We start from the raw sequence: 23984 nt of genomic DNA, 5'->3' as shown, positions 1-23984 counted from the left end.
CTTTTTGAGCATAAAAAAAAGACTGTCTCACTTTTGAGACAGCCTCTTTTATTTTACCGTTCTAAAGTGTTATTGAAAAGGGTAAGTCTTCAAATGGAACTCTACTTTTGTACAGTTTTTTTCTAATATGAAAATCGAAAAAATAAAATTTGTAGGTGTTAATGGATATAACAGCACAGATTGGTCGGATAAATAAAAATGAAAATAATTTATATATTATTATTTTTTACAATAATAATTTCCTGTAAGGCACAAACAATTTCTTTAGATCAGCTATCACAATGTGAAAACGGTCCAGATTGTCCAGATTATGTATACTTAAAGGATACCAGTAACAGATTAAATAAATTTGTTGGAATTTGGAAAGGAACCTATACCGATGGTAGAACTTATTAACTAAACAATAACTTTAATAATTATTTCAATTATGAGCATATCAGAAATAGCGGGGATCATTTTTATTTTAGCTATTGTTACATTTCCAGCAATCAAAAAATATCTTATTAAAGAGAAAAGTTTGGAAGAGAAAATCAAAGAATTGAAGGAAATATATCCTAATTTTTTTGAAGAGTTTCCCAATCTTAATAATCAAATTGATGCAAGTGGTTTTGAAAAACAAATACTTAGTATTATGAAGATTATAAAAGAAAATCAAAATTTAAAAAAGCATGAACGTGCCTATATAGAATTATCTAAATTAGTTTTTCACTATTAGACTTTTCTTTCAATATTTTAATTAATAAAAAAAACCGCGGAATATTCCGCGGTTTTTCTATTTTTGTGCATCTAATATATTTGAAATGTCTGAAACAGAGAATCAACAATCACAAAATATTAAGAATAATCCGAAGATAATGAAAGCTTGGGCGGTTTATGACTGGGCCAATTCTGTGTATTCTTTGGTTATTACTTCTACTATTTTCCCTATTTATTATTCTATTCTTACCACAGCTTATGAGAAGAAGGAATATGTGGCAGAAACAAAACAGTGGATTGATGTTCCCGTAAGACATTTAATCAAAATCTTCGGAAAAGAATACCAGCCGGATGCAGTATATGGATATTCACTGACGATATCATTCTTTATCGTCGTTTTATTGTCCCCGTTTTTGTCTTCATTGGCAGATACCATCGGAAATAAAAAATCATTCCTGCAGTTTTTCTGCTATCTGGGAGCCACCTCTTGTATGGGGTTGGCGATGTTCACCGGGATGCATAACGTCTTTCTGGGACTGCTCTTCAGTATTACGGCCAGTGTGGGATTCTGGGGGAGTTTGGTATTTTATAATTCATTTTTACCGGATATTGCTACCCGGGATAAGCAGGATGCCCTTTCAGCAAAAGGATATGTTTACGGATATATAGGCTCAGTGGTTTTAGTGGTGATCTGTTTGGTATTGATTCAGGTATTTGCAAAAGGAGCTGCCCAGCAATTATTGTTCACAAGAATCAGCTTCTTGTTGACAGGTGCATGGTGGTTTGGCTTCTCACAATATACCTTCAAGCATTTGCCACAATTTGGGAATGTTAAAGATAAGCTTCCTAAAGACCTTGTTTTATTAAACTATAAGAACATATTTAAAAAGCATGAAGAACAGGGGGGCTTCTTTGAGGTCTTTAAAGACAATATGAGCTTTTATAAAGATATTGCTAAAGAAAGCTTCCATGAATTATTTAAAGTAGGAAATGAGCTGTTTAAAGACAAAAACCTTAAATTTTTCCTTTCCAGTTTCTTCTTTTACAGTGTGGGAATGCAAACCATTTTTCTGATGGCAACTTTATTCGGGAAAAGTGAGATCAACCTTGCCCAGGATAAATTGATTGCCACGCTTTTGGTCATTCAGATTGAAGCGATTATCGGGGCTGTTATATTCTCAAGATTATCCAGAAAAATAGGAAACAAAAACGTGATTTCCATTGCCATTGTATTATGGATTATAGCTTGTCTGTGGGCGTATTTCCTGAACAAAGAAAACCCTACTGTAGAATACCAGTTCTATGGTGTTGCCGCAGTAGTGGGGTTAGTGATGGGTGGTCTTCAGGCGATGTCGAGATCTACCTATTCAAAGCTCTTACCGGAAGATTCTATGGAAAATACAACATTCTTCAGCTTCTACGATGTATTGGAGAAAATAGCTATTATCATAGGAACATTCATTTTTGCTACGCTTATCGAACATTTTAATAATATGCGTATTGCAGCACTTTCAATGACTTTATTTTTTGCGGCAGGATTGATATTGATCCGCTTCCTGAAAGTCAAAGCCCTGAAGGAATAAAAATATTTATGATTTCAGAATCTGACATTAGAGATGCTCTGTTCCTTCTTTTTTTGTTGTCACAAGGTGCTCTCTGCTTCATCTGAGAATCAAACTCTTTACAGAAATCATCAATTTGTACAAAATATTTACAATTTGGTCTTTCAGAATCATAAGTAATAATTCGGATATTTAACCGAATTATTACTTTTTTTATAATTTGATTTCTGTTTTTACCCCAACTCAGGTTAAAATATTTCCATATTCTGCTTTTGGGTCTAGGCTTCAAATTCAATAGAGGAGATATTGGATCATATTTTTTAAATTCTGTTGCTTCCCGTCGCCCATACTTAATGTTATGCGTTTAATGGGAAACCTGTGCCAGTTCTATCAGCTGAATAGGTTCGCTCATCAGTTCATCTATCTGGACTGCAAAATTTTTAAAATGCGTTGTGGCACCGTGCATTTTAAAAGCATTAAGATCTTTAAAGGCTTCCCGCATATAAAAAGTATTGTTTTCAGTTTTATTTTCGAAGAGTATATATTCCAGGCAGCCGTCTTCACTGCGGGTAGGATCTATGAGTTTTAAAAGTTCTTCGAGTAATTTTTCCCGTTTTCCTTCTTTGGCTTTCAATACGGCCATGGTTACATAAATGTTGTTCATCTTTTTTATTATTTACTTTGAATTATAAATGTAAAAGGCGCTTTGCCTTCATCTGTACTGTGCCGGTAAAAGCAGGTTTACCTGAACGCAACACCCTTGGCAAGCGGCTTAAACCTGAAAATGTAAAAGGGTGCTTTGGCCAGATTTTTATCGTTGTTAAAAACAGCACCTAAATGTACCTGTGCCGCCGAAACATACATATAGCCGTCAACAATATTATAACTGATGCCGTCGGGCCAAAGTAAATGATTATCAATGACTATTTTTTGTATGCTTTTGTCTTTCGCAAGGATCACATCCACACTGTTGGTTTCCAATGCTGTCAGATATAGATTACCTGCTGCATCAATGCTCAATCCACCGTTATTGGGCTTGGTAGAATAAGTTTCTATCTTTTGATCCAATTCGGTTAAGGTCAACCTGTTGTTTAGCAGATCATCAATTTTTATACGATATATTTTTTTGCCGTTCAGAGGAGCGTAGTAAAGCCATTCAAAATCTGCATCAGCTGTAATGCCATCACAGCCCACCAAAAGATTTTTCCCTTTTATGGCCAGGGATTTGCCATTGATGACAGTCGGAACATTTTCAGGCAGGGTTGTCCGTGTACCTTCCAGCAACCTGCGGGTAGCACCTGATTTCATATCTACGACAACCAGGGCGGCTGTTCTTCCATCGCCGCCATTCCCAATGCCCTCATCTGCAATTATAAAAACACCGTGTCTGGTATCAACCACCATATCGTTAGGTTGTGAAGTTGATGCAAGCGAAGTTTCGGGTAAGTAATAAATACGTTCCAACTGATTGGTAATTGTATTCCAGCCTACAATTTTTGGGGTAATAGGATTTCTTTGTGCCATATCGAGCATCCATACAATTCCATTTTTATCACTTCTTATTCCCAAAACATTGCTTAAGTAATGGTCGTCTGTAGTACGGGGTGTATTCCACTCTTTATTGGGAAAAGGCTGGGTTGTTTTCGTTTTGGCATCGTATTTTACTACCCGGTGATCGGGGCTGAAAAACGGGTGATGACTATAGATCAGATCGCCCTGACTGGTGTAAGCAATGTTGCCTACGGATTGATTTACCGTTGCATAAACCTCATATTTTACGGTTTGGGAAATAGCGTCTATATTTAACAAAAGGGGCAGTATAATCAGATATTTTTTCATAATGGCAGGTAATTTATTTTTGGCATTTTTCTTTCAGGATATTTCCTGTTATAACTATGGTTTTGTAAGATCAAAAAAAGTATAAATCAAAAAAAATAATTGAAACTATATGTTTGATAGTTACAAAACTAAGTATAGTAAATTAACCTTACAATAACTGTCAAAAACGATAGTATAAAAATGTACTGCATCAACAATTATTTGCCTGTATTTAATTGTTTTGTGGTTTGTTCTGTTTCTATTCCCTATATCATCAAAAATGAATACAGCCTCTTTTTTATTTTAATACCGGTAGGTTAATTGATATTTTTAATAAATTAACAATTTGTGGTGTAAATTTTGAATATATATATGTTTTTATGAATGATAATGTTTGAATTTTATAAATAATTGTAATGTTTAATTACATATTGTTAATTTTTTTTGTTTATTTGTGTTTGGAAAAACAATTCAAATGATAAAAAAAATTCTACTTCTTTGCATTCTGCAATGCTTTTTTATAGGTTTTTCTCAACATTTAAAACCTATACCTCAAAAAATTTCGGAATATCATGATCAGGGCGAAAGCTTTGTCAGATATGATTTATTTGAAATCAATAAAGCTTCAGGGAAAATGGCTGTATACAAAAGAGCAGCAACGGATATTACTGTTCTGAACATCAATCAGACTGAGCTTAAAAAAATCATAAAAGATCAGCCTCATCTTATAGAAATATCATTTCCTTTTGACGGAAATAAGCAGATCACCGTTGAGCTTTATAAGAATCAGATTTTTACAAATGACTTTAAAGTAACCACCAGTAAGGGGCAGATTGTACAATATACTCCGGGAGTTTATTATCAGGGTATTGTAAAAGGAGACCAGAATTCTGTGGTAGCTTTTAGCTTCTTTAATGATGATATTGTAGGAGTGGCTTCCACTCAGGAATTAGGGAATATTGTTTTGGGGAAAGTTAAAAACACGGAAGATTTTGTAAGCTATTCAGAATCAAAATTAACGGGAGCTAATCCGTTTATTTGTGGAGCAGATGAGTTAAAAGAAAATTATGACCAGAAAATACCCTACAATTCTCAGACAGCAGGTAAAACTTTGACACAGAATTGCGTAAGAGTATATTATGAAATTTGTTATCAGCCTTATCTGAATAATAATTCAAATACCAATACAGTCACAAACTGGCTTACAGCAATCCATAATAATATTGCCACCCTTTACAACAATGATGAGATCAGGATAGCGCTGAGTGAGATTTATATATGGACTACCCAGGATCCTTATAATGGAACGCCGGGAGGAAATCTTAACAGTTTCAGAATCAACAGACCTACTTTTAACGGTGACCTTGCCCATTTAGTCAATGCACCTGCTACAACAAGTATTGCTTATCTGAACTCATTATGTACAGGAAATAAATATGCCTATTCAGGAATTTCCCAAACTTATAACAATGTTCCTGTATATTCATGGACTATCCAGGCTATGACTCATGAAATGGGACATAGTTTAGGCTCTCCTCACACGCATTCATGTGCATGGAACGGAAATAATACCCCTATTGATTGGTGTGGCCCAACAGCGATACCTTCTATTATAGTATCTGAAGCGTTGACATGTACAAGCAATGTATTACCTGCTTCGGGGACTATAATGAGTTATTGCCATCTGATGCCCGGTATTGGCATCAATTTTAGTAATGGTTTTGGTCCTCAACCGGCAGCTTTAATTAGAAATACCGTTGATTCTAAAAGTTGTTTGGGAACCAATTGTATTACATCATGTGGAATGCCTGTTACAGCGGTAAATTTTACAAATGCAACTCAAAACTCCATCAATGTAGTTCTTACAGATATTGTTTCAAATGCCTGGAAGTACAAAGTCACTGGCATGGATGGAACGGTCATTACAACAGGAAATACAAATTCACATACTTTTACTATTACAGGACTTCAGCCTGCTACCTACTATAAACTGTATGTTGGAACAAGCTGTTCTTTACCTAATGTCTATCAATCACCAGTATTGTTTCTAACTGATGGGAATTGGTGTGATGGAATTCAATTTACCGATTCAGGAGGAACTTCAACAACCTATGGAAATGGTGAGAATATTGTAAAAACTTTCTATCCGGTTTCTGGTGCAGCTTTGACGCTTACCTTTACAGAGCTGGCCCTGGAGCAAGACTATGACTTTTTGTATGTATATAACGGTCCGTCTACAGCATCTCCGTTATTCAGTAATGGGAGCTTAACAGGAAATACTCTGCCGGGAGCATTCACTTCTACTGATGCCACAGGAGCTGTTACCGTGAAATTTGTTTCCGATCCAGCAATCACTGAGAACGGTTGGAAAGCTAATTTCTCCTGTACTGTTTTAGGAATTGAGGAAGCCGGGACAAAAGATACAACGGTAGGTATTTATCCGAATCCTGCGAAAAATATAATTATAATTTCTTCCGTAGAAAACCTGAAATCATATAAAATCTTTGATGAAGCGGGAAGGCTCGTACTTTCATCATCTTCCCTGAAAGGAAATAAACTTGAGGTGAATCTCTCTTCAATTCAGGCCGGAAATTATGTGGTTTCTATAGAAACTGATAAACAGACGGTAAATAAGAAATTAATAAAACACTAATTCTTCAATTTAAATAAAAGCCTGGTATATTATATCGGGCTTTAATTGAAGTGAAAAAAAATGCAATTCGGCTCGAATTTTGCTTATATTCAGCGGAATAATTTTTAAATTTGTAAAAAGATTTATTGTCAAAATGACGAACCCTCTATTTTATGCGAAAATAATTCTGTTTGGAGAATATGGGATGATAGAAGACTCTCAGGGTCTTGTTGTACCCTATAGCTTCTATAAAGGAACTTTAAAATTTTCTGATCTGGATTCTGAATTTGAATTGAAATCAAATCAGCATCTGCAGAAATATTCAGATTTTCTGGCTGATCTTGATCTTTCCGGTGATTTTAAATTGAATATTGATCGTTTCAAAAATGATATATCAAACGGGCTTTTCTTTGATTCCAACATTCCGCAGGGATATGGGGTAGGAAGTTCCGGAGCTTTGGTAGCAGCAGTTTTTGAAAGATATTCTGTCAAAAAACTTAACCCTGAAAATATTTCAAAAGATAATCTTAAGAAACTAAAGGCCGTTTTTGGTGAAATGGAAAGCTATTTCCATGGTAAAAGCTCAGGAATGGATCCTTTAATCTGCTATATGAACCTGCCTATTCTTATCGAAAATAAAGAAAACCTGGACAGGGTTTCAATACCTCATGGAGAAGAAGGAAAAGGAGCAATTTTCCTGATCGATTCAGGAATGACAGGGGAAACAGGGCCAATGATCCAGATTTTCTTTGAAAAAATGAAGACGGAAGGTTTCCGCAAAACACTCAAAGAAGAATTTATCCGCTACAACAATGCCTGTATAGATTCTTTCCTTAAAAAAGATATGAACCCATTCTTCAGAAATTTAAAAAAGCTTTCCTATTGGGCTTATGAGCATTTCCGTCCAATGATTCCTGAAAGCATTTTCAATGTCTGGAAAAAAGGACTGGATTCCAATGCCTATTATTTAAAACTCTGCGGAAGCGGTGGTGGTGGCTATATTCTGGGATTTACCAAAGATTATGAAAAAGCTGAAAAAATGCTTGACGGTTTCCATAAAGAAGTAATTTACAGATTCTAAAGGGGTTGGGAATGAATTCTGAAAAAGAAACTTTCCAACAGAAAAATTTTATCTCTAAATCTATATTTTACAGATTTTCACAATTCGTGGGCTTTTTACTGGGTGCAAGATTTTTTATAGCCATTCTGCTTACATTTGCTCTCTATGTTTCCACATTTTTCCTTTTCAACCAGGATGAGACATTCCGGAAATTCGTCTTTGATTTCAAAGTTCACGGAATCATTTTCTGTACCGTGTTAACCATTCTTGCCGGTGGTATCATCAACCAGTTTTATGATTTTGAAAAGGATCATATTGTAAAACCTTTCAGAATGAGGCTTCAGAGCTTTATTGCACAAAGATATTTTCTATATGTTTATCTGTTTCTGTGCATTATTTCATTGGGGATAGCATGGCTCATCTCTCATAAAGTTTTTGTCTTTTTTGTGGTTTACCAGTTTTTTATGTGGTTTTACAGCCATAAACTGAGCCGCATCTTAATTCTGAATAATCTTACATTTGTGAGCCTCACTTTATACCCGTTTTTCGGAATGATGGTTTATTACGAGACTTTTTCAAAGAAAGTTTTACTGATGGCGGTCTTTCTCTTCCTTATCCTTTTATGTATTGATATTGTGAAAGATACCCTTACGAAAAGTGTAGATAAAGCATTCGGATATACAACCATTCCTAATTTTTTTAATAATAAAGCAACAAAGGGTATCATTATCTCGCTTCTGATTATTACGATGGCTGTTTCCATGAGACTGATTATGAAAACAGGAATCTCAGGGTTTATGGCCTATTATTTTTCAGGAGGTCTTTTTGTGATGATTCTTTGTGTTTATTTACTTTTAAATTTTTCGAGAAAGAGCAAATTTATAACTCTAAATATTCTGAGATTATGGGTTTTTGTAGGAATTATTGCCATGCTTTTAAACGGGATTGAAAGTAAATTATAAATATTTTTTTAAAAGACATTGGTTATTCTTACCTTTGCGAAACTAAATTTAATAAAAAAGAATGCCCATTTTTAACGATACTAAAGTTGCATTTGCAGATAAATCTGATGCTCAATTAAGAAAGGCGTACTGGATGTTTAAAATGATCGAACAGCCTGCATTGACAAGCCTTGGAACTTCAGTTCTTAATTTCACAGTTCATAATAATTTTCCTTTCGTAACAGGAATTGTAAAAAACACTTTGTTTGAGCAGTTCTGTGGTGGCGAAACCCGTGAAGAAAGCATGAAAGTGGTAAAGCAGCTTTTCAAAAGAGGAGTAGGCAGTATTTTCGATTACTCGATTGAAGGGAAAGAAGATGAAGAAACTTTTGATGCAGTCTGCAAAGAAATTAAAGATATCGTTAAATTTTCAGTAGGAAACCCAGCTATTCCTTTTATTGTATTTAAACCTACAGCTTTTGGAAGAATAGACCTGTATGAAGCAGTGGGGAAAAATGCAGAGCTCACTTCCAGCCAGAAAGAAGAATGGGAAAGGGTGGTAAGGAGATTCGATGAGGTATGTAAACTTTGCCATGAACACGATAAAAAAGTAATGGTAGATGCTGAAGAAACCTGGATGCAGGATGCTGCAGATCATCTTTGTGAAGAAATGATGGAGAAATATAACAGGGAAAAACCTATTGTGTGGAATACCATTCAGATGTACAGAACCGGAAGACTGGAATATATGGAAGGGCATCTTTACAGAGCACGGGAAAAAAACTATTTTATCGGATATAAAATAGTTCGTGGCGCTTACATGGAAAAGGAAAGAGCCAGAGCCGAACAAAAAGGATACACAGACCCGATTCAGCCTGATAAAGAGGCTACCGACAAAAATTACAATGCAGGAATTGATTTTGTGATGAATCATTTAGATAAAGTTTCAGCATTTTTCGGAACCCATAATGAGATCTCTTCAGAGCTTGTAATGGACAAAATGAAAGCAAAATCTCTTGAAACCGGTAATAAGCATGTATATTTCGGCCAGCTTTACGGGATGAGTGATAATATTACGTTCTATTTATCAGATAAAGGCTATAATGTGGCTAAATATCTTCCATATGGGCCTGTAAAAGATGTGGTTCCATACCTTACCAGAAGAGCAAGGGAAAATACTTCTGTTGCCGGACAAACCGGAAGAGAATTGGGGCTTATTAAAAAAGAACTCGACAGAAGAAAAAACAAATAAAATAGTTTTATTCCAAATAATAAAAGCTTCACTCAGTGAGGCTTTTTTTGATCAATCGAACCGATTGTTTATTGTTTTGCAGAATAAAGCTGAATTAACCAGCTTTAAAAATAATTTTTCTTTGCTAACTTTTAAGTTGATTATTGGCTACAGTTTTTAAGGCTCAAAACTTTCAAATTTTCCGTTTTCATAGAACAAAACAATCCTTTTTATTTTATTATATTGATTATCAGTTACTTGATTGATTGTTTGATCGTTGTTTTTTTCTAATCGCTGAGAATCGGTTATTTTTTTCTCAGCCGGACTCTGATCAGGTATAACTGATTCTCCGGCACTTTGTTTTGAAGGAATAATTTGAGTTTCTTCAGCTCCGAAATCTTCATCGGTATTCATCATTGTAAATAAATCCGGAAGCGAGGTAGGTTTGGTTTTTTCTTCTTCAATTTTTTCAGGAATTTCATCGGTTTCCGGTAATTCAGATTTCAGCATTTCACCGTCACCATTGACAAGCCAGTCCCAGAGAATCTCAGGGAAGCGGGATTTTATTTTTATGATAAATTCTAAAGAAGGTTTATTCCTCCCGGAAGTGATGTGTGAAATAGAAGAACGCTGTACATCTATCTCATCTGCAAACTCCGAAGGAGTGAGCCTGGAATATTCTATAACTTTTGAAATTCTCTCATTTAAACTCATAAAAACAAGTTTCATATTGTTTTACAAATGTAAAAATAAAGTTTACAATTGCAAAATACAAAAGTAAACAATTGAAAACTTATCCGATATACAAAAGTAAACAATGCAAATTTGCTGATAAACAAGTATTTATGTTGTTGATAAAATTAAAATTGAATTTTTATTAAACAAATTATCCCCAGAAATTAATTTTTTTGATTCCACTTAAAGTAAAAGATGAGATAAATAATATATTGGTCAATTCAAACGGTACAGGATCAATAAATATCCTATTCATGGTTATTTACATTGTTTTTTACGGATAAAATTCCAAGTATGGAGTAGGAGACAGGTTAAATGACTGATTATACATATTAAATTAAATAAATCTATATGAGAGGGGTGATAATTATTCTTATAAATGGCCATTATAAAGCAGTTTTAACATTAAATTATAAATAGGATTAAGCACTCTATCCGGGATCAGTTTAATGATGAATTACATCTTTTATTTCAAGCTGTATTGAAGCATGATTTGCTGTTAAATTTCTCAGGTAATTAACAATTTACAATTGTATACATGTGTAAATTAACATATCCTTAGCACTTTTCCACGTTTAAGATTATTACACTCATTTGGGGATAAATACGGCTTTTTGTACTTAAAGCAAAGTTAAAAATGTAGTTTAGATATATTATTTAATATATTGATTTATATATAGTTAAATGAAATACTTTGAATTGTTGTTAATCCACAATTTTATTAACAGACATTCTGTCAATTTACAATGTTTAATAAAGTTACAAATGTTAATTTTATTTTCTGCCTGAAAATGATTATTTTTGACTCATGTAAATTATTATCTGATGAATTTTGAACAGATTTATTCTCCCAATCCTAATTTCTCTAATCGCTATATTTCCCCTGAAAAATTATTTTCTTACCTACAGACGAATTTCAGCGATTACATTCAGGAGATCGGAAAATCGTTTCTGGATAAACCTATTTATAAACTGAGTATCGGAAGCGGAAATATCAATGTTCTGGCCTGGTCACAAATGCACGGGAATGAGTCCAATGCTACCCACGCTATGCTTGACCTGTTGACAAGTCTTGATAAAGCTCCTGAAATGCGTGATGATATGTTCACGAAAATCAAACTTGATTTTATCTTTATGTTAAATCCTGACGGATCAGAAAAATGGACCAGACTGAATGCAGCAGATATAGATCTGAACCGGGATTTTCATAATGAATCAAGCAAGGAAATTAGGTTTCTTAAAAATCTGGCTGCTTCCAAAAAATATGATTACGCGCTGAACCTGCATGAGCAGCGGACGATCTTTACAACAGACGGAATTCATCCTGCTACACTCTCCTTTTTAGCACCCTCTGAAAATGTGGAGCGTACCATTACCGAGAACAGGAAAAAATGTATGGCTGTCATTGCTGATGTTTATAATCATTTAAAAGAATTAATTCCCAATCAGATCGGAAGGTATTCTGATGAGTTTTATCCGACTTCTACAGGAGATAATTTCATTAAAGCCGGAATGCCTACGATTCTTTTTGAAGGTGGACATTTTTTGAATGATTATGCCAGAACGGGAACAAGAAAATATTATACAATTGCCCTGTATTATGCACTGAGAGCAATGACTGAATTAAATTCCGGGATTACAGGCTGGGAAATCTATCAGGAAATCCCCGAAAACCAGGAAACCCACTATGATATAGTATACAGAAATGTAAAATTGAACACAGACCATCACTGTATATTGGATATTGCGGTTCAGTACAGGGAAATAAAAGAGGAAGGAAAAGAGGAGATATCATTTATTCCTTTTGTAATGGAAGTGGGAGATGTGAAGAAAAGAAAAGGCTGGCTGGAAATAGACTGTACCGGGAAGAAATTTGTTTGTCCTACTAAATATCCGAAACTGGATGCGGTTGTTGATTTTAAAATAGAGGATTAGAATTTTAGAGAGCTTTTTGCTTGCGATATTCTATTAAAATTTTGCATTTAACATTTTTCAAAATTTAAATGTATAAAAACAAACTGCCCCTGAAAATATAAACTTTCAGGGGCAGCTTTTATAAAGTATCCGGAATTAGTTTACGACTTTAATCCCGTTAGCTACAAATCTGATCTCCTCTTTCGGCTTATTGATCGCATCAATTTCAGACTGAGGCTTTTTAGCATCTTCAGCATAATGTTTCTGCTCATCAATTGAGATTACTTTTCTTTCGGCATTTCCTTCCAGAACTACATTTTTCCCTTTTAAAGCTGTAGGAACGAAGAATGCATAGTCTTTCATTTTTACGAAAAACTGAGAATCATCTTCAGTCTGGATTGTCAGCCAACATCCTTTTTTCTCACAAACATCAGTCACTTTCCCTTTGATGGCTACATTTTCAACTTTTTTATTGTCCTTTTTAAGCTTCTTGCCTAATTTTTCAGCACTGATTGCTTTAGATTCAACAGATGAAGCAACACCTGCTCCATAAGTATCACCAACAATAGCATTTCCTGCGGGTGGGGAAGCTTTTTTCGTTTCTTGTGCAAATGCTAATGTGGAAATACTTACAGCTGCTGCAAATAATATAGCTTTGAATTTCATTTTTAATATTTTTTCCAAAAATACTAATAAAAATTGAATCCAAAACCTATAAATACTTGATAAAAAACAGGTCAATTTCTAAATTTTAAACAAAATTAAAAATCAACTGCATATTTGTTTATATTTGACCACTCTAAAATAATTATGCAGAAAAAACTAAAACTTTGGGATGCCATTATGCTGGTAATGGGCTCTATGATCGGAAGTGGGATATTTATCGTAAGTGCTGATATGATGAGAAACCTAGGTTCAGGATACTGGCTTATCATTGTCTGGGTAATTACGGGAATAATGACCGTTGCCGCAGCGATAAGCTATGGCGAGCTTTCTGCCCTGTTTCCTAAAGCAGGCGGGCAATATACTTACCTGAAAGAGATTTTCGGGAAAAAGATGGGTTTCCTGTACGGATGGGGATTGTTTACCGTGATTCAGACCGGAACAATTGCTGCCGTTGCGATGGCATTCGGAAAATTTACAGCTTATCTGATTCCTTCGCTAAATGATGCAGCTCCGCTTTTTCAAAGTGGTGAATTTAAAATTACCTGGATACAGATTTTAGCTATTGCCATCATTCTGTTACTGACCTATATCAATACAAGAGGAGTAGAAAGTGGAAAACTTTTACAGAATATTTTTACTGGATCTAAAATCATCGCATTATTAGGACTGATTGCTGCAGGATTCATTTTAGTCGACGTTTCCCATCTGACTGGAAATTTTAATTTAGGATTTGAATCTTTTAATAACCTTAAAAAAGACATTAGCGGAAACTTCCTGAAAGAAGGTTGGGAACCTATCGGCGGAATGACTTTATTAGGCGGTATTGCAGCAGCAATGGTAGGTTCGGTTTTCAGTTCGGTAGCCTGGGAAAGTGTAACTTTTGTATCGGGAGAAATTGATAATCCGAAGAAAAATGTTGTAAAATCTATGATCTACGGAACTTCTGCTGTAATGATTCTCTATATAGCCGTAAATTATGTTTATCTGAATGCGTTAGACAGAGATGCCATTGCATTTGCAGCTAATGACAGGGTAGCGGTAGCTGCTTCCCAGAATATTTTCGGGAGTGCAGGAACCATTATTATTGCTTTATTGGTGATGGTTTCGACTTTCGGGTGTAATAACGGACTGATATTAGCCGGAGCAAGAGTATTTCAAACCATGGCAAAAGACGGAATGTTCTTTAAATCTGCTGTTGATAATAATAAAAATGAGGTACCCGGAAATGCTTTATGGATGCAGGGAGTCTGGGCTTCCTTATTATGCTTGAGCGGACAGTACGGAAACCTGCTTGATATGATTTCTTTTGTGATTGTTTTATTCTATATGATTACCGTTTTTGGAGTAATTTACTTAAGGTTCAGACAGCCAAACCTTGAAAGGCCTTATAAAACATGGATGTACCCTATAACTCCGGTTATTTACTTATTGATCGGGTCTGGCTTCTGTATCTTACTTCTGATCTACAAACAGCAGTATACATGGCCCGGATTTGTAATGGTTCTATTGGGACTTCCCGTTTATTATTTCATCAACCGGAACAAAAAAGCGGATGAACAATAACTTGTTTCTCTGACAATGAGAAAAATTTAATACAACTGTATTTTTAAAATAATAATTTACGGCTTTCAAACCAGTTTGAAAGCCGTAAATTTTGAATAATATTTTTTGTGATCCTATAACTTATTATTTCCTGAAAATGTTTAAATTGGTATCTTGTTTTATGCAAAAGAGACCATGAAATAAAATAAAGAAGCTGATCTATGGACACACCAAATTACAGAATGCCTTTTGTACCGTCAACATTAATGTCTGAGGGCGGGAGTATAGATACCTGCGATGTAGGAGAAAGTATTGCCCACAATATTATGTTGCTGATAACCACTAAAAAAGGCGAAAACAGATATGATGATAATTACGGAAACGATGTCTGGAACCTGGAATTCGATAATGGAGTTACCAGTGCTGTCTGGGAAAATGTTTTTATTAAAAGCCTGAAAAGACAAATACAGGAATATGAGCCCAGGATTGTTCAGCCACAAATTGATGCGCATGTACAGCTTGTTGAGCACAGCTATGATACAAAAGAACATACAGAAATCAAGAAGAAAGTAAGAATAGCGATCAATGCTAAACTGGAGGCTACGGGAGAGCGTTTCGGCTTCTCTACAGAATTATTCCTGAGCCCGATGTCAATTGACTAGATATTTAATTGTAATCAGAATTTATGAATTTAGACCAGAATATATATTCCAAAGAATCCGTAAAAGCAAGAATGCTTCAAAACGCAACCAAAGTCTGGGGATTAAAAAGCCCGCAGTCTCTGGATCCGTTTGTTAAATTACTGATTGATGCATTCAGTACGGAGATTTTTAAAGCAAATAATGAAATACAGACGGTAAATGCCCGCATTTTAGAAAAATTGGCTAAACTGCTTACACCTTCTCTTTATACCCATCCCGTTCCGGCACATGCCATAGCCTTCACACAGCCTTATGACTCTTCCGAAGTTCTTCTGGAACATACCGAATTTTTCTTCAGAAAACAGATGACGTCGACGGTAAAATCAGAATCGGATAAACAGCTGAATATTCCTTTTACCCCTGTAGGAAATGTGAGGATCAATAAAATCCAGACTTCCGTAATGTTTGTAGGAAATACCTGCTACAGTATTGATGACAGGCTGAATAAAATCCCCATTGCAAGATTCCAGGGAAAACCTGAAGACTATAGGAAAATTACGATTGGTATTAATGTAAGTAAATATACGAGCGAAAATTTCCCTAAATATTTAAGTATATTTTGTTCAAATCCTGCCTTTGAACATTTGGATTTTGTGTACAAATTATTGCCTTACCTTACCGTTACAAGCAACGGAAACCCATTATTTGTAAGAGAAGGTTTATCTTATCTTAAAAATAACCAGGCGGATGGATATGAGCAGATGTTCCGTGAACAGTCTATCAAAACAAAAACGATTGAAGACATTAAAAGTATTTATCACCATAAATTTATCGAAGTCACAGGAATATCGGGAAGCTTATTTTCTGAACCGGGGAAACTTCCACAGAATCTTGATTTCCTGGGAGGCAGAGAGGATATAGAAAAATATATCGAAGACAAACAATACCTGTGGCTTACTTTTGAATTTCCACCACAGTTTTCGTCAGAAATTTTAGATAACTTCTCATTTGTACTCAATGCTTTTCCGATTTATAACAGAGGCTGGAAAAAAACAGAATACAGCCTTGATATCATGGGAAATAATATTCCGCTGGTTACTGATGAAGGAGAACATTTCCTCTATGTGGATGAGGTTCAGGACGGAGAAGGAAGAAGATATACGGAAATTCCATTTACACCTGCCGATAACCTGAAGAAAGGGTTGTACACGGTAAGAAAAGGAGGAATGGAACGTTTTACAAACAGAAACGCAGTGGATATGATTGCCAATGTTCTTGAACTTACGAGAGACGAAATCGCGGCATTTTCACTTTTAAACAGGGATAATGTAAAAGGGGTCCTGAGTGAGATGTCTGATAAGATGAAGACCATGGTACAGAAAGTGAACAATGCGAAAAGAAATATTAAGCAGGAACTGAATTATGTCATTATGGAACCTGTTGAAAAAACAGATCACACCTATGCTTCTTTCTGGGTTACCCATTGTACTTTGGCCAATCATATGCGTCCGGGAACTGAACTTTCCAATCAGTTGAAATCACAGTCACTCATACTTCTTACCGAAACAATCGGGGGAGCAGAAGAACAAAAAGGAACAGACAGTATTCAGGCTTATAAATATGCTTTAACCACAAGAGATAAAATCATTTCTCTCGAAGACGTTAAAAACTATTGCAGGATGGTTCTTAAAGATGAATTAAAAGAAGTAAGGGTGAAGAGAGGAACGATGATCAGCAACAAACCCAAAGAAGGATTTGTCCGTACCGTTGAGGTGGAAATTATCCCACAAAATTATTCCTTCTACGGAAGAGCATATTGGGAGAACACTGCCAATATCCTTAGAAACCAGATCATACTGAAAGCAATCGACGGAATTGAATATCTCGTGAAAATAAACAATGAGGATACCGATTTTTAAAGAAAAGAAAAAATGATCACCAAAATAAAAAAATATGAAAAAAATTATTGTATTTGTATTGGCCCTTTCATTAACATCGGCCAGTATAAGCTGTAAAAAAGATATAAATAAGCTGGGAAAAACGGTTCTGAATCTTGGCGGTGCAGATGAAGCTAATGCCATTATTGATTTTAACAATAATTTTTTAGATTCCTATAAAAGCACTTCAGGACATGTTGAGGGAATTTTAAAATATGCAGATGCAGCCGTTACTAAATCAAAAGGAGGAGATGTGATGATGATGCCGGTGATTTTGAGTTCTATGGATTATACCCTTCAGAAAATCCAGAAAGTGCCGTCGGGATTTGGAAAAGACCAGGCTTCCATTGAAACAGATTTTAAAAATTATAAGACTCAGAAAGACAATCTTGAAAAAAAATACGAAGAGCTGAAATCTTATATTAATTCTGAAGATTATAAAGATGATAAAGGGGCTAAAGCAGAAACATTAAAAAAAGAGATTGGCGCAGCAGCCCAGACTTTCTTTACTTCAGGAGAAAATATTGTGGCAAAGATCAAACCGGCTACAGATGCTGCAGAGGAAGTTATTCTTAAAGATCATCCGATGAAAGAGTATATTATCTCTTCCAAAAGCCTTATGATCTCACTGGATTCTGTCATGGATGTACTTGATAAACAGGCCGGGGGTCAGTTTAACGAAGCTGAGGCTCAGAAAAAATATGATGAATTTGCGAAAACGGTTGAAAACAATTCAAAATTGGATTTTAATGTTAAAAACCCGCAATACGCTTATAAGAAAACGTTGTTTGAAAATGTCAATAAAAATGCTTCCATATTTTTAGACAGCTACAGAAAGTTGATCCGTGATTCCAAAGCAGCGGGTAAAATACCCGAGAACAATCTCAGGGAAATAGATTCAGCCTATGATTCTGTGCTTAATTCATACAATTCATTTGTAAAATAAAATACTTAATTAAATAAACTATAAAAAGACCGGTAGCTCTGTTACCGGTCTTTTTATTTTCAGGATAAGCAATTCAGTAAAGAATTATTCATATTTATCAGGAATATAGTAATAGACATTTTCCATTCATTTTTTAACACAAAAATTTCATAAAATTCCGTAATTTTGCACATTGTGATTTTCAGGTAAGATCACTTCGAATTATGAGTAAATCAACAGACTATATAGAAGTTTACGGTGCACGCGAGCACAACCTTAAAAATATTAATGTCAAAATTCCACGCAATGAATTGGTCGTTATTACCGGGCTTTCCGGTAGCGGGAAATCTTCACTGGCTTTTGATACAATTTTTGCAGAAGGGCAACGCCGGTATATTGAAACCTTTTCAGCTTATGCACGACAGTTCCTGGGTGGTTTGGAGCGTCCCGATGTAGATAAAATCGAAGGACTCTCCCCCGTAATTGCCATTGAGCAGAAAACAACCAATAAAAACCCACGTTCAACAGTAGGAACAGTGACAGAACTGTATGATTTCCTGCGCCTTTTGTATGCAAGAGTTTCTGATGCCTACTCAATTTCTACAGGGAAAAAACTGGTAAGCTATACGGAAGACCAGATCCTTGATACGATCAAAGAAAACTATAAAGGTGAAAAAATAATGTTACTGGCACCGGTTGTACGTTCCAGGAAAGGACATTATCATGAACTTTTTGTTCAGATGGCTAAAAAAGGTTACGGGCAAGCCCGAATTGACGGCGAATTGCAGGATATTGAGTATGACTTAAAACTGGACCGTTATAAAACCCACGATATTGATATCGTTATCGACCGTTGGATTATCGGTGAAAATGCTTCCGAAAACAGGATGGAGAAATCTCTGAGAACAGCAATGGAAATGGGGGAAGGAATTATAGGAATTCAAAAACTGGGAAGTACAGATATCGAATATTTTTCAAAAAACCTGATGGATGCTGAAACAGGTCATTCACTGGCTTTACCGGAACCGAATACATTCTCATTCAATTCACCGAAAGGAAGTTGCCCGGATTGTAAAGGTTTAGGCACGATAAAAAAAATCAACACCGATTATTTTGTTGATAATCCGAAATTATCGATCAACCAGGGAGCTTTATTGCCGCTGGAAGATATTAAATCCAACAAATGGATTGTAGCACAGATTAAAAATATTCTTGAAATTTTCGGATTAGGTTTAACTACCCCGATGAAGGATATTCCAGAGGAAGCATTGGATTATATTTACAACGGCTGCCATAAAGAGTTCAGTAAAGATCTTAAATATGCAGGAATTACCAAAAAGATAAAGATCAGTTTCGATGGCCTGATTCCTTTTATGGAAGAGATTATTGATGAGAAAGAATCTTATGAAGGTGTTCTGCTGGAAAGACATTTTACGACAGAGGAAACCTGCCCTGAATGTAATGGAACCCGTTTGCAGCCGTCAAGTTTAAGCTTTAAAATTGATGGAAAAAACATTGCTGAGGTTAACGGATTGAGTTTATCTGATCTTAAAGACTGGTTAGTAGATGTAAAAGACAAATTCTCTGAAAAAAATAAAATCATTGCCCACGAGATTTTAAAGGAAATCGAAACCAGGCTTCAGTTTTTATTGGATGTGGGACTTGATTATTTAAGCCTGAGCAGAAGCTCAAAAACACTTTCGGGGGGAGAATCCCAAAGAATCCGTCTGGCTACCCAGATCGGGTCTCAACTGGTGAATGTGTTGTATATCCTTGATGAGCCAAGTATCGGGCTTCATCAGAGAGACAATGAAAGGCTGATCAATTCTTTAAAAAACCTCAGGGATATCGGTAACTCTGTTTTGGTGGTAGAGCATGATAAAGACATGATCCTTGAAGCCGATGAGGTATTGGATATTGGCCCGAGAGCCGGAAAATTCGGTGGTGAAATCCTTTGGCAGGGAAAACCGAAAGACCTGTTGAAAGCAGATACTATAACGGCAGATTACATCAATGGCAAAAGGAAAATCGAAATCCCGGCTGAAAGAAGAGCCGGAAGCGGTAAAAATATACTCTTAAAAGGGGCAACAGGAAATAATCTTAAAAATGTAACCCTTGATATTCCGTTAGGAAAACTGGTGGTAGTAACCGGGATTTCGGGAAGCGGAAAATCTTCTCTGATCAACGGGACTTTATATCCGATCCTTAACAAACATTTTTACAGAGCAGTACAGGAACCTTTACCTTACAAAAAGATCGAAGGCCTTGAAAATATTGATAAAATTGTAGATGTAGACCAGACACCGATCGGAAGAACTCCGCGTTCAAACCCGGCTACCTATACAGGAATGTTTACAGATATCAGAAACCTTTTCGCCGAACTTCCCGAAAGTAAAATCCGTGGTTATAAGCCCGGAAGATTTTCTTTCAACGTAAAAGGTGGCAGATGTGAAACCTGCCAGGGTGGAGGATTGAAAGTCATAGAAATGAACTTCCTTCCGGATGTTTATGTTCATTGCGAAACCTGCAACGGAAAACGTTTCAACAGAGAAACCCTGGAAGTCCGTTATAAAGGGAAATCTATTTCGGATGTATTGGATATGACCATTGATGAAGCGGTAGAATTTTTTCAGCCGATCCCGAAAATCTATAGCAGGGTAAAGACTTTACAGGACGTAGGATTAGGATATATTACGATGGGGCAACAGTCTACTACACTTTCAGGAGGTGAAGCTCAACGGATCAAACTGGCTACAGAGCTGGCAAAAAGGCAAACCGGAAATACTTTATACATCCTTGATGAGCCGACAACAGGGCTTCATTTTGAAGATGTGAAGATCCTGATGGATGCCATTAATCAACTGGTGGAATTAGGAAATTCATTCATTATCATCGAGCATAATATGGATGTAATTAAGCTGGCAGACCATATTATTGATGTAGGCCCTGAAGGCGGAAAGTACGGCGGGCAGATCGTTGCACAGGGAACTCCTGAAGAAATTGTAAAGTCTAAGAAGAGCCTGACCGGGAAGTTTCTGAAAAGAGAGTTATAGAAATTAAAACCGAAATTTTGTCGTTCAGGAAGAATGTAAGCTTTTGCATAATTCTAAGAAGATAAAGATCAAAAAAATAAGGCTGAAAGTAATCATTTCAGCCTTTGTTTTTATCCGTTTCATTTTTAATTTCATCATATATCCTTTCAATATGGTCCCAGTAATCTTTACACATCCATTTGTATATCGAATAATTGGCCTCGACAACAAGATGGGTAAATTGATTTTTTGTGTTGATTCGGGTTGTAATGGTTTCTGTTAACCATTTTTCTTCAAAACCTGTCCATTGGCCGCCGGCTTTCAGTAAATTAGGCTGAAGAACAGAGAAAACTTCATACTTATTGATGATTTTTATTTCTTCCAGCGTATAAGGGCTGTTAAGAAAGATTTCAGCAATATATTTTAAATCCGTTTCCTGCAGTTCCGTATCAAGATAAAATTCAGAAAGTGCCATCCAGATGGGCGCCCGTTCTTCAATAACTAGAGGTGTATGCATACAGACGAGTGGTTATATAGTTTTATCAAAAGTAATCAATTTTTCGGTTGAACGAATAGTAATCTAAAAAGGCTGTTTTAGATGAATATTGCTTGTTTTAACCTTCATTTTTAATTTCCAATGTTAAATTTTCAATTATTTTTTAAATTTATTTATTTGGGAATCAATTATTTATGTTTTAATATTAACTTAATATTAACTCAATGTAAAATTAATATGAATTATTTTATATATCTTTGGTTAAAGAAATAGTAAATAAGTTTAATATAACATTTAAAACCAAATAGTTATGAAAAATAAAATTCAAATATTCGTTGCTTCACTTTTCGTTTTCGGTTGTATGGCTGTTGTTAACACAGCTAAAGCTCAAACTACAAATAATAATACTATTCAGGAGGTACAACTGAATAAGAACGATGCTTTCAGTGAAATAAGGAATCTTCTGATGGCTAATTTTGATTTCACCAATTCTGATTATAAGCAAGGTATTGTAAACTCAGAAGTGAAGTTTGAAATTGCAGAGAACGGGAAAATTGTGAATGTCCATTCCAAAGGAGATTGCAAAAATGTAAGCAAAGAAATTGAAAATGTATTAAGTCATCTTCAATACAAAATAGACGGTAGTAAAATTAATGATAATATGATTGCTTCAACATATGTAATGCCGGTGAGAGTAGATATTAACAACAGGTAATATTCATACAATCTTTTATAACAAAGTCATTCAGATTATTTCTGGGTGGCTTTTATTTTTACACTGTCTGAACTGTAAATAGTGAAAATTTTAAATATTAAACTGTAATAAATTATAATAAAATTCGTTTTATATTTATCAAACCATAAATTAAAACGATATGAAAAATTTAAAGAAGCTAAACAAAGAAGAACTGAAAGCAGTAAACGGTGGAGCACCTAAAAAATACTGTGTATACTGCGAATGGATGAATGCTGTAGTATGCAGTGAAGTTCCGATTTCTCAATGTCCTTAAAAATGTAAAGCTGCCCATTGGCAGCTTTTTTTATTCCTCAGCCCCTGATACAAAATTCTTTAAACTTGTTTTAAGATTACCGGAGCCGTTAATCGTATCAAATTTTATATTGTCAATTCTCCAGCCTTTATCCGGAACATTAATGAGTTGTATGATGTCAGTCCATCGGGTATCAGGAAAATTACTGTTTTCAAGATCAACCGTAACGTTTGCGCTCAACGGTTTACTGTTTTCCTTTACATCAATCGATCTTATCTTGTACGCTGTAAATCCTTCATATAAACCTGTGAAGATTGATCCTTCCAATAGGAGAGGCTTATCTGTCGGATGATCGCTTTTCTTTACCTTTTCAATATCAGCTTTTGAAGTAGCTACAGCTTCCTGAAGTATTTTCTCGAGATCAGCGGAAAACAGGTCTTTTGAGATGGAACTTTCATAAAGTATATCACTGGATTTACCGTAAGTAGTGTAAAATGTTTTTAATTTTTCAGTAATTTCTTCCGAATGATGATCTTTATTTATGCAGCCGGTGAACAGCAAAAAGGCACCTAAATAAATAATTAAATGTTTCATTTTTACACCTATGTTTTTAATCGTAAAATTAATACATTTGATCATATAAATAAACTATTGTGAATCCTATTCTTGATGTAGTTGTTCGCTCACTCTGCGTTTATCTTTTCATGGTAATCGCTATCCGCCTGTTTGGTAAAAATCAACTTTCCCAGCTTAATGCCGGAGATGTGGTTTTGCTGCTGCTTATTTCCAATGCCGTACAGAATGCCATGGTAGGGCCGGATACTTCATTACAGGGTGGGCTTATTGCTGCTTTGGTTCTTTTTGTAGCCAATTTTATTTTAAAAAGACTGATGTTTTCCAACCATGCTTTTGAAACTTTTATGGAAGAAGATCCTGTTATTTTAATCAGGGATGGAGAGGTAGACCAGAAGGCTTTGAATAAAGTGAAAATTACCAGAGATGAGCTGGAAGAAGCCATCAGGGAACACGGCGTTGAAAAGATTGAAAATGTAAAACTATCTGTACTGGAAGTAGATGGGAATATCAGTGTAGTATCCGAAGATGATATAAGTAAGCAAACCCATTATTCAAGAATAAAAAGAAAAAATAAAAGAAAATATCATTAAA

Annotated in this window: 22 protein-coding genes and 1 pseudogene; 16 read left to right on the top strand and 7 right to left on the bottom strand. The window is 35.3% G+C overall.

The features are described 5' to 3' along the window. Positions 1-198 precede the first annotated feature (198 nt). The 3 genes from PMI13_RS21820 (at position 199) to PMI13_RS20410 (ending at position 2279) form a co-directional block, all read left to right on the top strand. Positions 199-396, top strand: a complete 198-nt coding sequence (locus PMI13_RS21820; RefSeq protein ID WP_394330404.1) for a DUF6705 family protein — start codon at positions 199-201, stop codon at positions 394-396. A gap of 31 nt (positions 397-427) precedes the next feature. Next, the gene (locus PMI13_RS20415) at positions 428-715 is read left to right on the top strand and encodes a hypothetical protein (RefSeq protein ID WP_007847562.1); all 288 of its coding nucleotides are present in this window, start codon (positions 428-430) and stop codon (positions 713-715) included. Between the two features lie 85 nt (positions 716-800). Next, the gene (locus PMI13_RS20410; protein ID WP_007847558.1) at positions 801-2279 is read left to right on the top strand and encodes an MFS transporter; all 1479 of its coding nucleotides are present in this window, start codon (positions 801-803) and stop codon (positions 2277-2279) included. Here PMI13_RS20410 and PMI13_RS21865 read toward each other — a convergent pair. The 3 genes and pseudogenes from PMI13_RS21865 to PMI13_RS20395 all read right to left on the bottom strand — a co-directional run. Further along, positions 2275-2432, bottom strand: a pseudogene (locus PMI13_RS21865) (IS982 family transposase); the annotation flags it as partial. The gene PMI13_RS20410 and the pseudogene PMI13_RS21865 sit on opposite strands and share 5 nt — an antisense overlap. A gap of 190 nt (positions 2433-2622) precedes the next feature. Next, the gene (locus PMI13_RS20400) at positions 2623-2922 is read right to left on the bottom strand and encodes a putative quinol monooxygenase (RefSeq protein WP_007847557.1); all 300 of its coding nucleotides are present in this window, start codon (positions 2920-2922) and stop codon (positions 2623-2625) included. Between the two features lie 77 nt (positions 2923-2999). Continuing rightward, positions 3000-4097 (bottom strand): SMP-30/gluconolactonase/LRE family protein, encoded by a 1098-nt coding sequence (locus PMI13_RS20395; protein ID WP_007847554.1) that lies wholly within the window; start codon positions 4095-4097, stop codon positions 3000-3002. 454 nt (positions 4098-4551) lie between these two features. Between PMI13_RS20395 and PMI13_RS20390 the strand changes: the two genes are divergently transcribed. From PMI13_RS20390 to PMI13_RS20375, 4 genes are all read left to right on the top strand, one after another. Further along, positions 4552-6729 (top strand): T9SS type A sorting domain-containing protein, encoded by a 2178-nt coding sequence (locus PMI13_RS20390; protein WP_007847552.1) that lies wholly within the window; start codon positions 4552-4554, stop codon positions 6727-6729. A 133-nt stretch (positions 6730-6862) separates the two neighbouring features. Further along, positions 6863-7789 carry a mevalonate kinase family protein gene (locus PMI13_RS20385; protein ID WP_007847550.1) on the top strand — a complete coding sequence of 309 codons (927 nt, stop codon included), beginning with the start codon at positions 6863-6865 and terminating at the stop codon, positions 7787-7789. Between the two features lie 11 nt (positions 7790-7800). Further along, a complete protein-coding gene (locus PMI13_RS20380) occupies positions 7801-8730 on the top strand; it encodes a UbiA family prenyltransferase (RefSeq protein ID WP_007847549.1) in 930 nt (309 codons plus the stop codon). 61 nt (positions 8731-8791) lie between these two features. Continuing rightward, positions 8792-9961 carry a proline dehydrogenase family protein gene (locus PMI13_RS20375; RefSeq protein WP_007847547.1) on the top strand — a complete coding sequence of 390 codons (1170 nt, stop codon included), beginning with the start codon at positions 8792-8794 and terminating at the stop codon, positions 9959-9961. A gap of 156 nt (positions 9962-10117) precedes the next feature. Here the strand turns inward: PMI13_RS20375 and PMI13_RS20370 are convergent, their stop codons facing one another. Beyond that, the gene (locus PMI13_RS20370; RefSeq protein WP_034669877.1) at positions 10118-10654 is read right to left on the bottom strand and encodes a helix-turn-helix domain-containing protein; all 537 of its coding nucleotides are present in this window, start codon (positions 10652-10654) and stop codon (positions 10118-10120) included. An 846-nt stretch (positions 10655-11500) separates the two neighbouring features. Here PMI13_RS20370 and PMI13_RS20365 point away from each other — a divergent pair. Then, the gene (locus PMI13_RS20365) at positions 11501-12610 is read left to right on the top strand and encodes a M14 family zinc carboxypeptidase (RefSeq protein WP_007847525.1); all 1110 of its coding nucleotides are present in this window, start codon (positions 11501-11503) and stop codon (positions 12608-12610) included. Positions 12611-12745: 135 nt separating this feature from the next. On the opposite strand, the gene PMI13_RS20360 is transcribed toward PMI13_RS20365, so the two are convergent. Then, positions 12746-13255, bottom strand: a complete 510-nt coding sequence (locus PMI13_RS20360) for a DUF4920 domain-containing protein (RefSeq protein ID WP_007847523.1) — start codon at positions 13253-13255, stop codon at positions 12746-12748. Positions 13256-13399: 144 nt separating this feature from the next. Here PMI13_RS20360 and PMI13_RS20355 point away from each other — a divergent pair, with 144 nt between their 5' ends. The 5 genes from PMI13_RS20355 (at position 13400) to uvrA (ending at position 21353) form a co-directional block, all read left to right on the top strand. Continuing rightward, positions 13400-14818, top strand: coding sequence for an APC family permease (locus PMI13_RS20355; RefSeq protein ID WP_007847522.1), 1419 nt, complete (start codon positions 13400-13402; stop codon positions 14816-14818). A 200-nt stretch (positions 14819-15018) separates the two neighbouring features. Continuing rightward, a complete protein-coding gene (locus tag PMI13_RS20350) occupies positions 15019-15459 on the top strand; it encodes a GPW/gp25 family protein (RefSeq protein ID WP_007847519.1) in 441 nt (146 codons plus the stop codon). A 23-nt stretch (positions 15460-15482) separates the two neighbouring features. Next, positions 15483-17357 (top strand): type VI secretion system baseplate subunit TssF, encoded by a 1875-nt coding sequence (locus PMI13_RS20345; protein ID WP_007847516.1) that lies wholly within the window; start codon positions 15483-15485, stop codon positions 17355-17357. A 34-nt stretch (positions 17358-17391) separates the two neighbouring features. Next, complete coding sequence (locus PMI13_RS20340) at positions 17392-18321, top strand: DUF3829 domain-containing protein (RefSeq protein WP_007847513.1); 930 nt, start codon at positions 17392-17394, stop codon at positions 18319-18321. A 203-nt stretch (positions 18322-18524) separates the two neighbouring features. Beyond that, positions 18525-21353: an excinuclease ABC subunit UvrA gene (gene uvrA / locus PMI13_RS20335; RefSeq protein ID WP_007847510.1), complete on the top strand. Its 2829-nt coding sequence runs from the start codon at positions 18525-18527 to the stop codon at positions 21351-21353. A gap of 97 nt (positions 21354-21450) precedes the next feature. Here the strand turns inward: uvrA and PMI13_RS20810 are convergent, their stop codons facing one another. Next, positions 21451-21849, bottom strand: a complete 399-nt coding sequence (locus tag PMI13_RS20810) for a DUF7079 family protein (protein WP_007847507.1) — start codon at positions 21847-21849, stop codon at positions 21451-21453. A 289-nt stretch (positions 21850-22138) separates the two neighbouring features. Here PMI13_RS20810 and PMI13_RS20325 point away from each other — a divergent pair, with 289 nt between their 5' ends. Next, positions 22139-22543: a hypothetical protein gene (locus PMI13_RS20325; protein WP_007847502.1), complete on the top strand. Its 405-nt coding sequence runs from the start codon at positions 22139-22141 to the stop codon at positions 22541-22543. Positions 22544-22703: 160 nt separating this feature from the next. Beyond that, positions 22704-22838 carry a bacteriocin-like protein gene (locus PMI13_RS20320; RefSeq protein WP_007847497.1) on the top strand — a complete coding sequence of 45 codons (135 nt, stop codon included), beginning with the start codon at positions 22704-22706 and terminating at the stop codon, positions 22836-22838. A 30-nt stretch (positions 22839-22868) separates the two neighbouring features. On the opposite strand, the gene PMI13_RS20805 is transcribed toward PMI13_RS20320, so the two are convergent. Next, positions 22869-23411 (bottom strand): hypothetical protein, encoded by a 543-nt coding sequence (locus tag PMI13_RS20805; RefSeq protein WP_007847494.1) that lies wholly within the window; start codon positions 23409-23411, stop codon positions 22869-22871. Positions 23412-23470: 59 nt separating this feature from the next. Here PMI13_RS20805 and PMI13_RS20310 point away from each other — a divergent pair, with 59 nt between their 5' ends. Beyond that, positions 23471-23983 (top strand): DUF421 domain-containing protein, encoded by a 513-nt coding sequence (locus PMI13_RS20310; RefSeq protein ID WP_007847492.1) that lies wholly within the window; start codon positions 23471-23473, stop codon positions 23981-23983. Position 23984: the final 1 nt, after the last annotated feature.

Source organism: Chryseobacterium populi (assembly GCF_000282115.1).
Taxonomy (GTDB): Bacteria; Bacteroidota; Bacteroidia; order Flavobacteriales; family Weeksellaceae; genus Chryseobacterium; species Chryseobacterium populi.
This window is presented reverse-complemented; position numbering and strand designations above follow the sequence as displayed.

Excerpts from the sequence above, each read along its gene's own strand:
- PMI13_RS21820 (WP_394330404.1), top strand. The coding sequence starts at position 199 with ATGAAAATAATTTATATATTATTATTTTTTACAATAATAATTTCCTGT.
- PMI13_RS20415 (WP_007847562.1), top strand. The coding sequence starts at position 428 with ATGAGCATATCAGAAATAGCGGGGATCATTTTTATTTTAGCTATTGTT.
- PMI13_RS20410 (WP_007847558.1), top strand. The coding sequence starts at position 801 with ATGTCTGAAACAGAGAATCAACAATCACAAAATATTAAGAATAATCCG.
- PMI13_RS20400 (WP_007847557.1), bottom strand. The coding sequence starts at position 2,922 with ATGAACAACATTTATGTAACCATGGCCGTATTGAAAGCCAAAGAAGGA.
- PMI13_RS20395 (WP_007847554.1), bottom strand. The coding sequence starts at position 4,097 with ATGAAAAAATATCTGATTATACTGCCCCTTTTGTTAAATATAGACGCT.
- PMI13_RS20390 (WP_007847552.1), top strand. The coding sequence starts at position 4,552 with ATGATAAAAAAAATTCTACTTCTTTGCATTCTGCAATGCTTTTTTATA.
- PMI13_RS20385 (WP_007847550.1), top strand. The coding sequence starts at position 6,863 with ATGACGAACCCTCTATTTTATGCGAAAATAATTCTGTTTGGAGAATAT.
- PMI13_RS20380 (WP_007847549.1), top strand. The coding sequence starts at position 7,801 with ATGAATTCTGAAAAAGAAACTTTCCAACAGAAAAATTTTATCTCTAAA.
- PMI13_RS20375 (WP_007847547.1), top strand. The coding sequence starts at position 8,792 with ATGCCCATTTTTAACGATACTAAAGTTGCATTTGCAGATAAATCTGAT.
- PMI13_RS20370 (WP_034669877.1), bottom strand. The coding sequence starts at position 10,654 with ATGAGTTTAAATGAGAGAATTTCAAAAGTTATAGAATATTCCAGGCTC.
- PMI13_RS20365 (WP_007847525.1), top strand. The coding sequence starts at position 11,501 with ATGAATTTTGAACAGATTTATTCTCCCAATCCTAATTTCTCTAATCGC.
- PMI13_RS20360 (WP_007847523.1), bottom strand. The coding sequence starts at position 13,255 with ATGAAATTCAAAGCTATATTATTTGCAGCAGCTGTAAGTATTTCCACA.
- PMI13_RS20355 (WP_007847522.1), top strand. The coding sequence starts at position 13,400 with ATGCAGAAAAAACTAAAACTTTGGGATGCCATTATGCTGGTAATGGGC.
- PMI13_RS20350 (WP_007847519.1), top strand. The coding sequence starts at position 15,019 with ATGGACACACCAAATTACAGAATGCCTTTTGTACCGTCAACATTAATG.
- PMI13_RS20345 (WP_007847516.1), top strand. The coding sequence starts at position 15,483 with ATGAATTTAGACCAGAATATATATTCCAAAGAATCCGTAAAAGCAAGA.
- PMI13_RS20340 (WP_007847513.1), top strand. The coding sequence starts at position 17,392 with ATGAAAAAAATTATTGTATTTGTATTGGCCCTTTCATTAACATCGGCC.
- uvrA (WP_007847510.1), top strand. The coding sequence starts at position 18,525 with ATGAGTAAATCAACAGACTATATAGAAGTTTACGGTGCACGCGAGCAC.
- PMI13_RS20810 (WP_007847507.1), bottom strand. The coding sequence starts at position 21,849 with ATGCATACACCTCTAGTTATTGAAGAACGGGCGCCCATCTGGATGGCA.
- PMI13_RS20325 (WP_007847502.1), top strand. The coding sequence starts at position 22,139 with ATGAAAAATAAAATTCAAATATTCGTTGCTTCACTTTTCGTTTTCGGT.
- PMI13_RS20320 (WP_007847497.1), top strand. The coding sequence starts at position 22,704 with ATGAAAAATTTAAAGAAGCTAAACAAAGAAGAACTGAAAGCAGTAAAC.
- PMI13_RS20805 (WP_007847494.1), bottom strand. The coding sequence starts at position 23,411 with ATGAAACATTTAATTATTTATTTAGGTGCCTTTTTGCTGTTCACCGGC.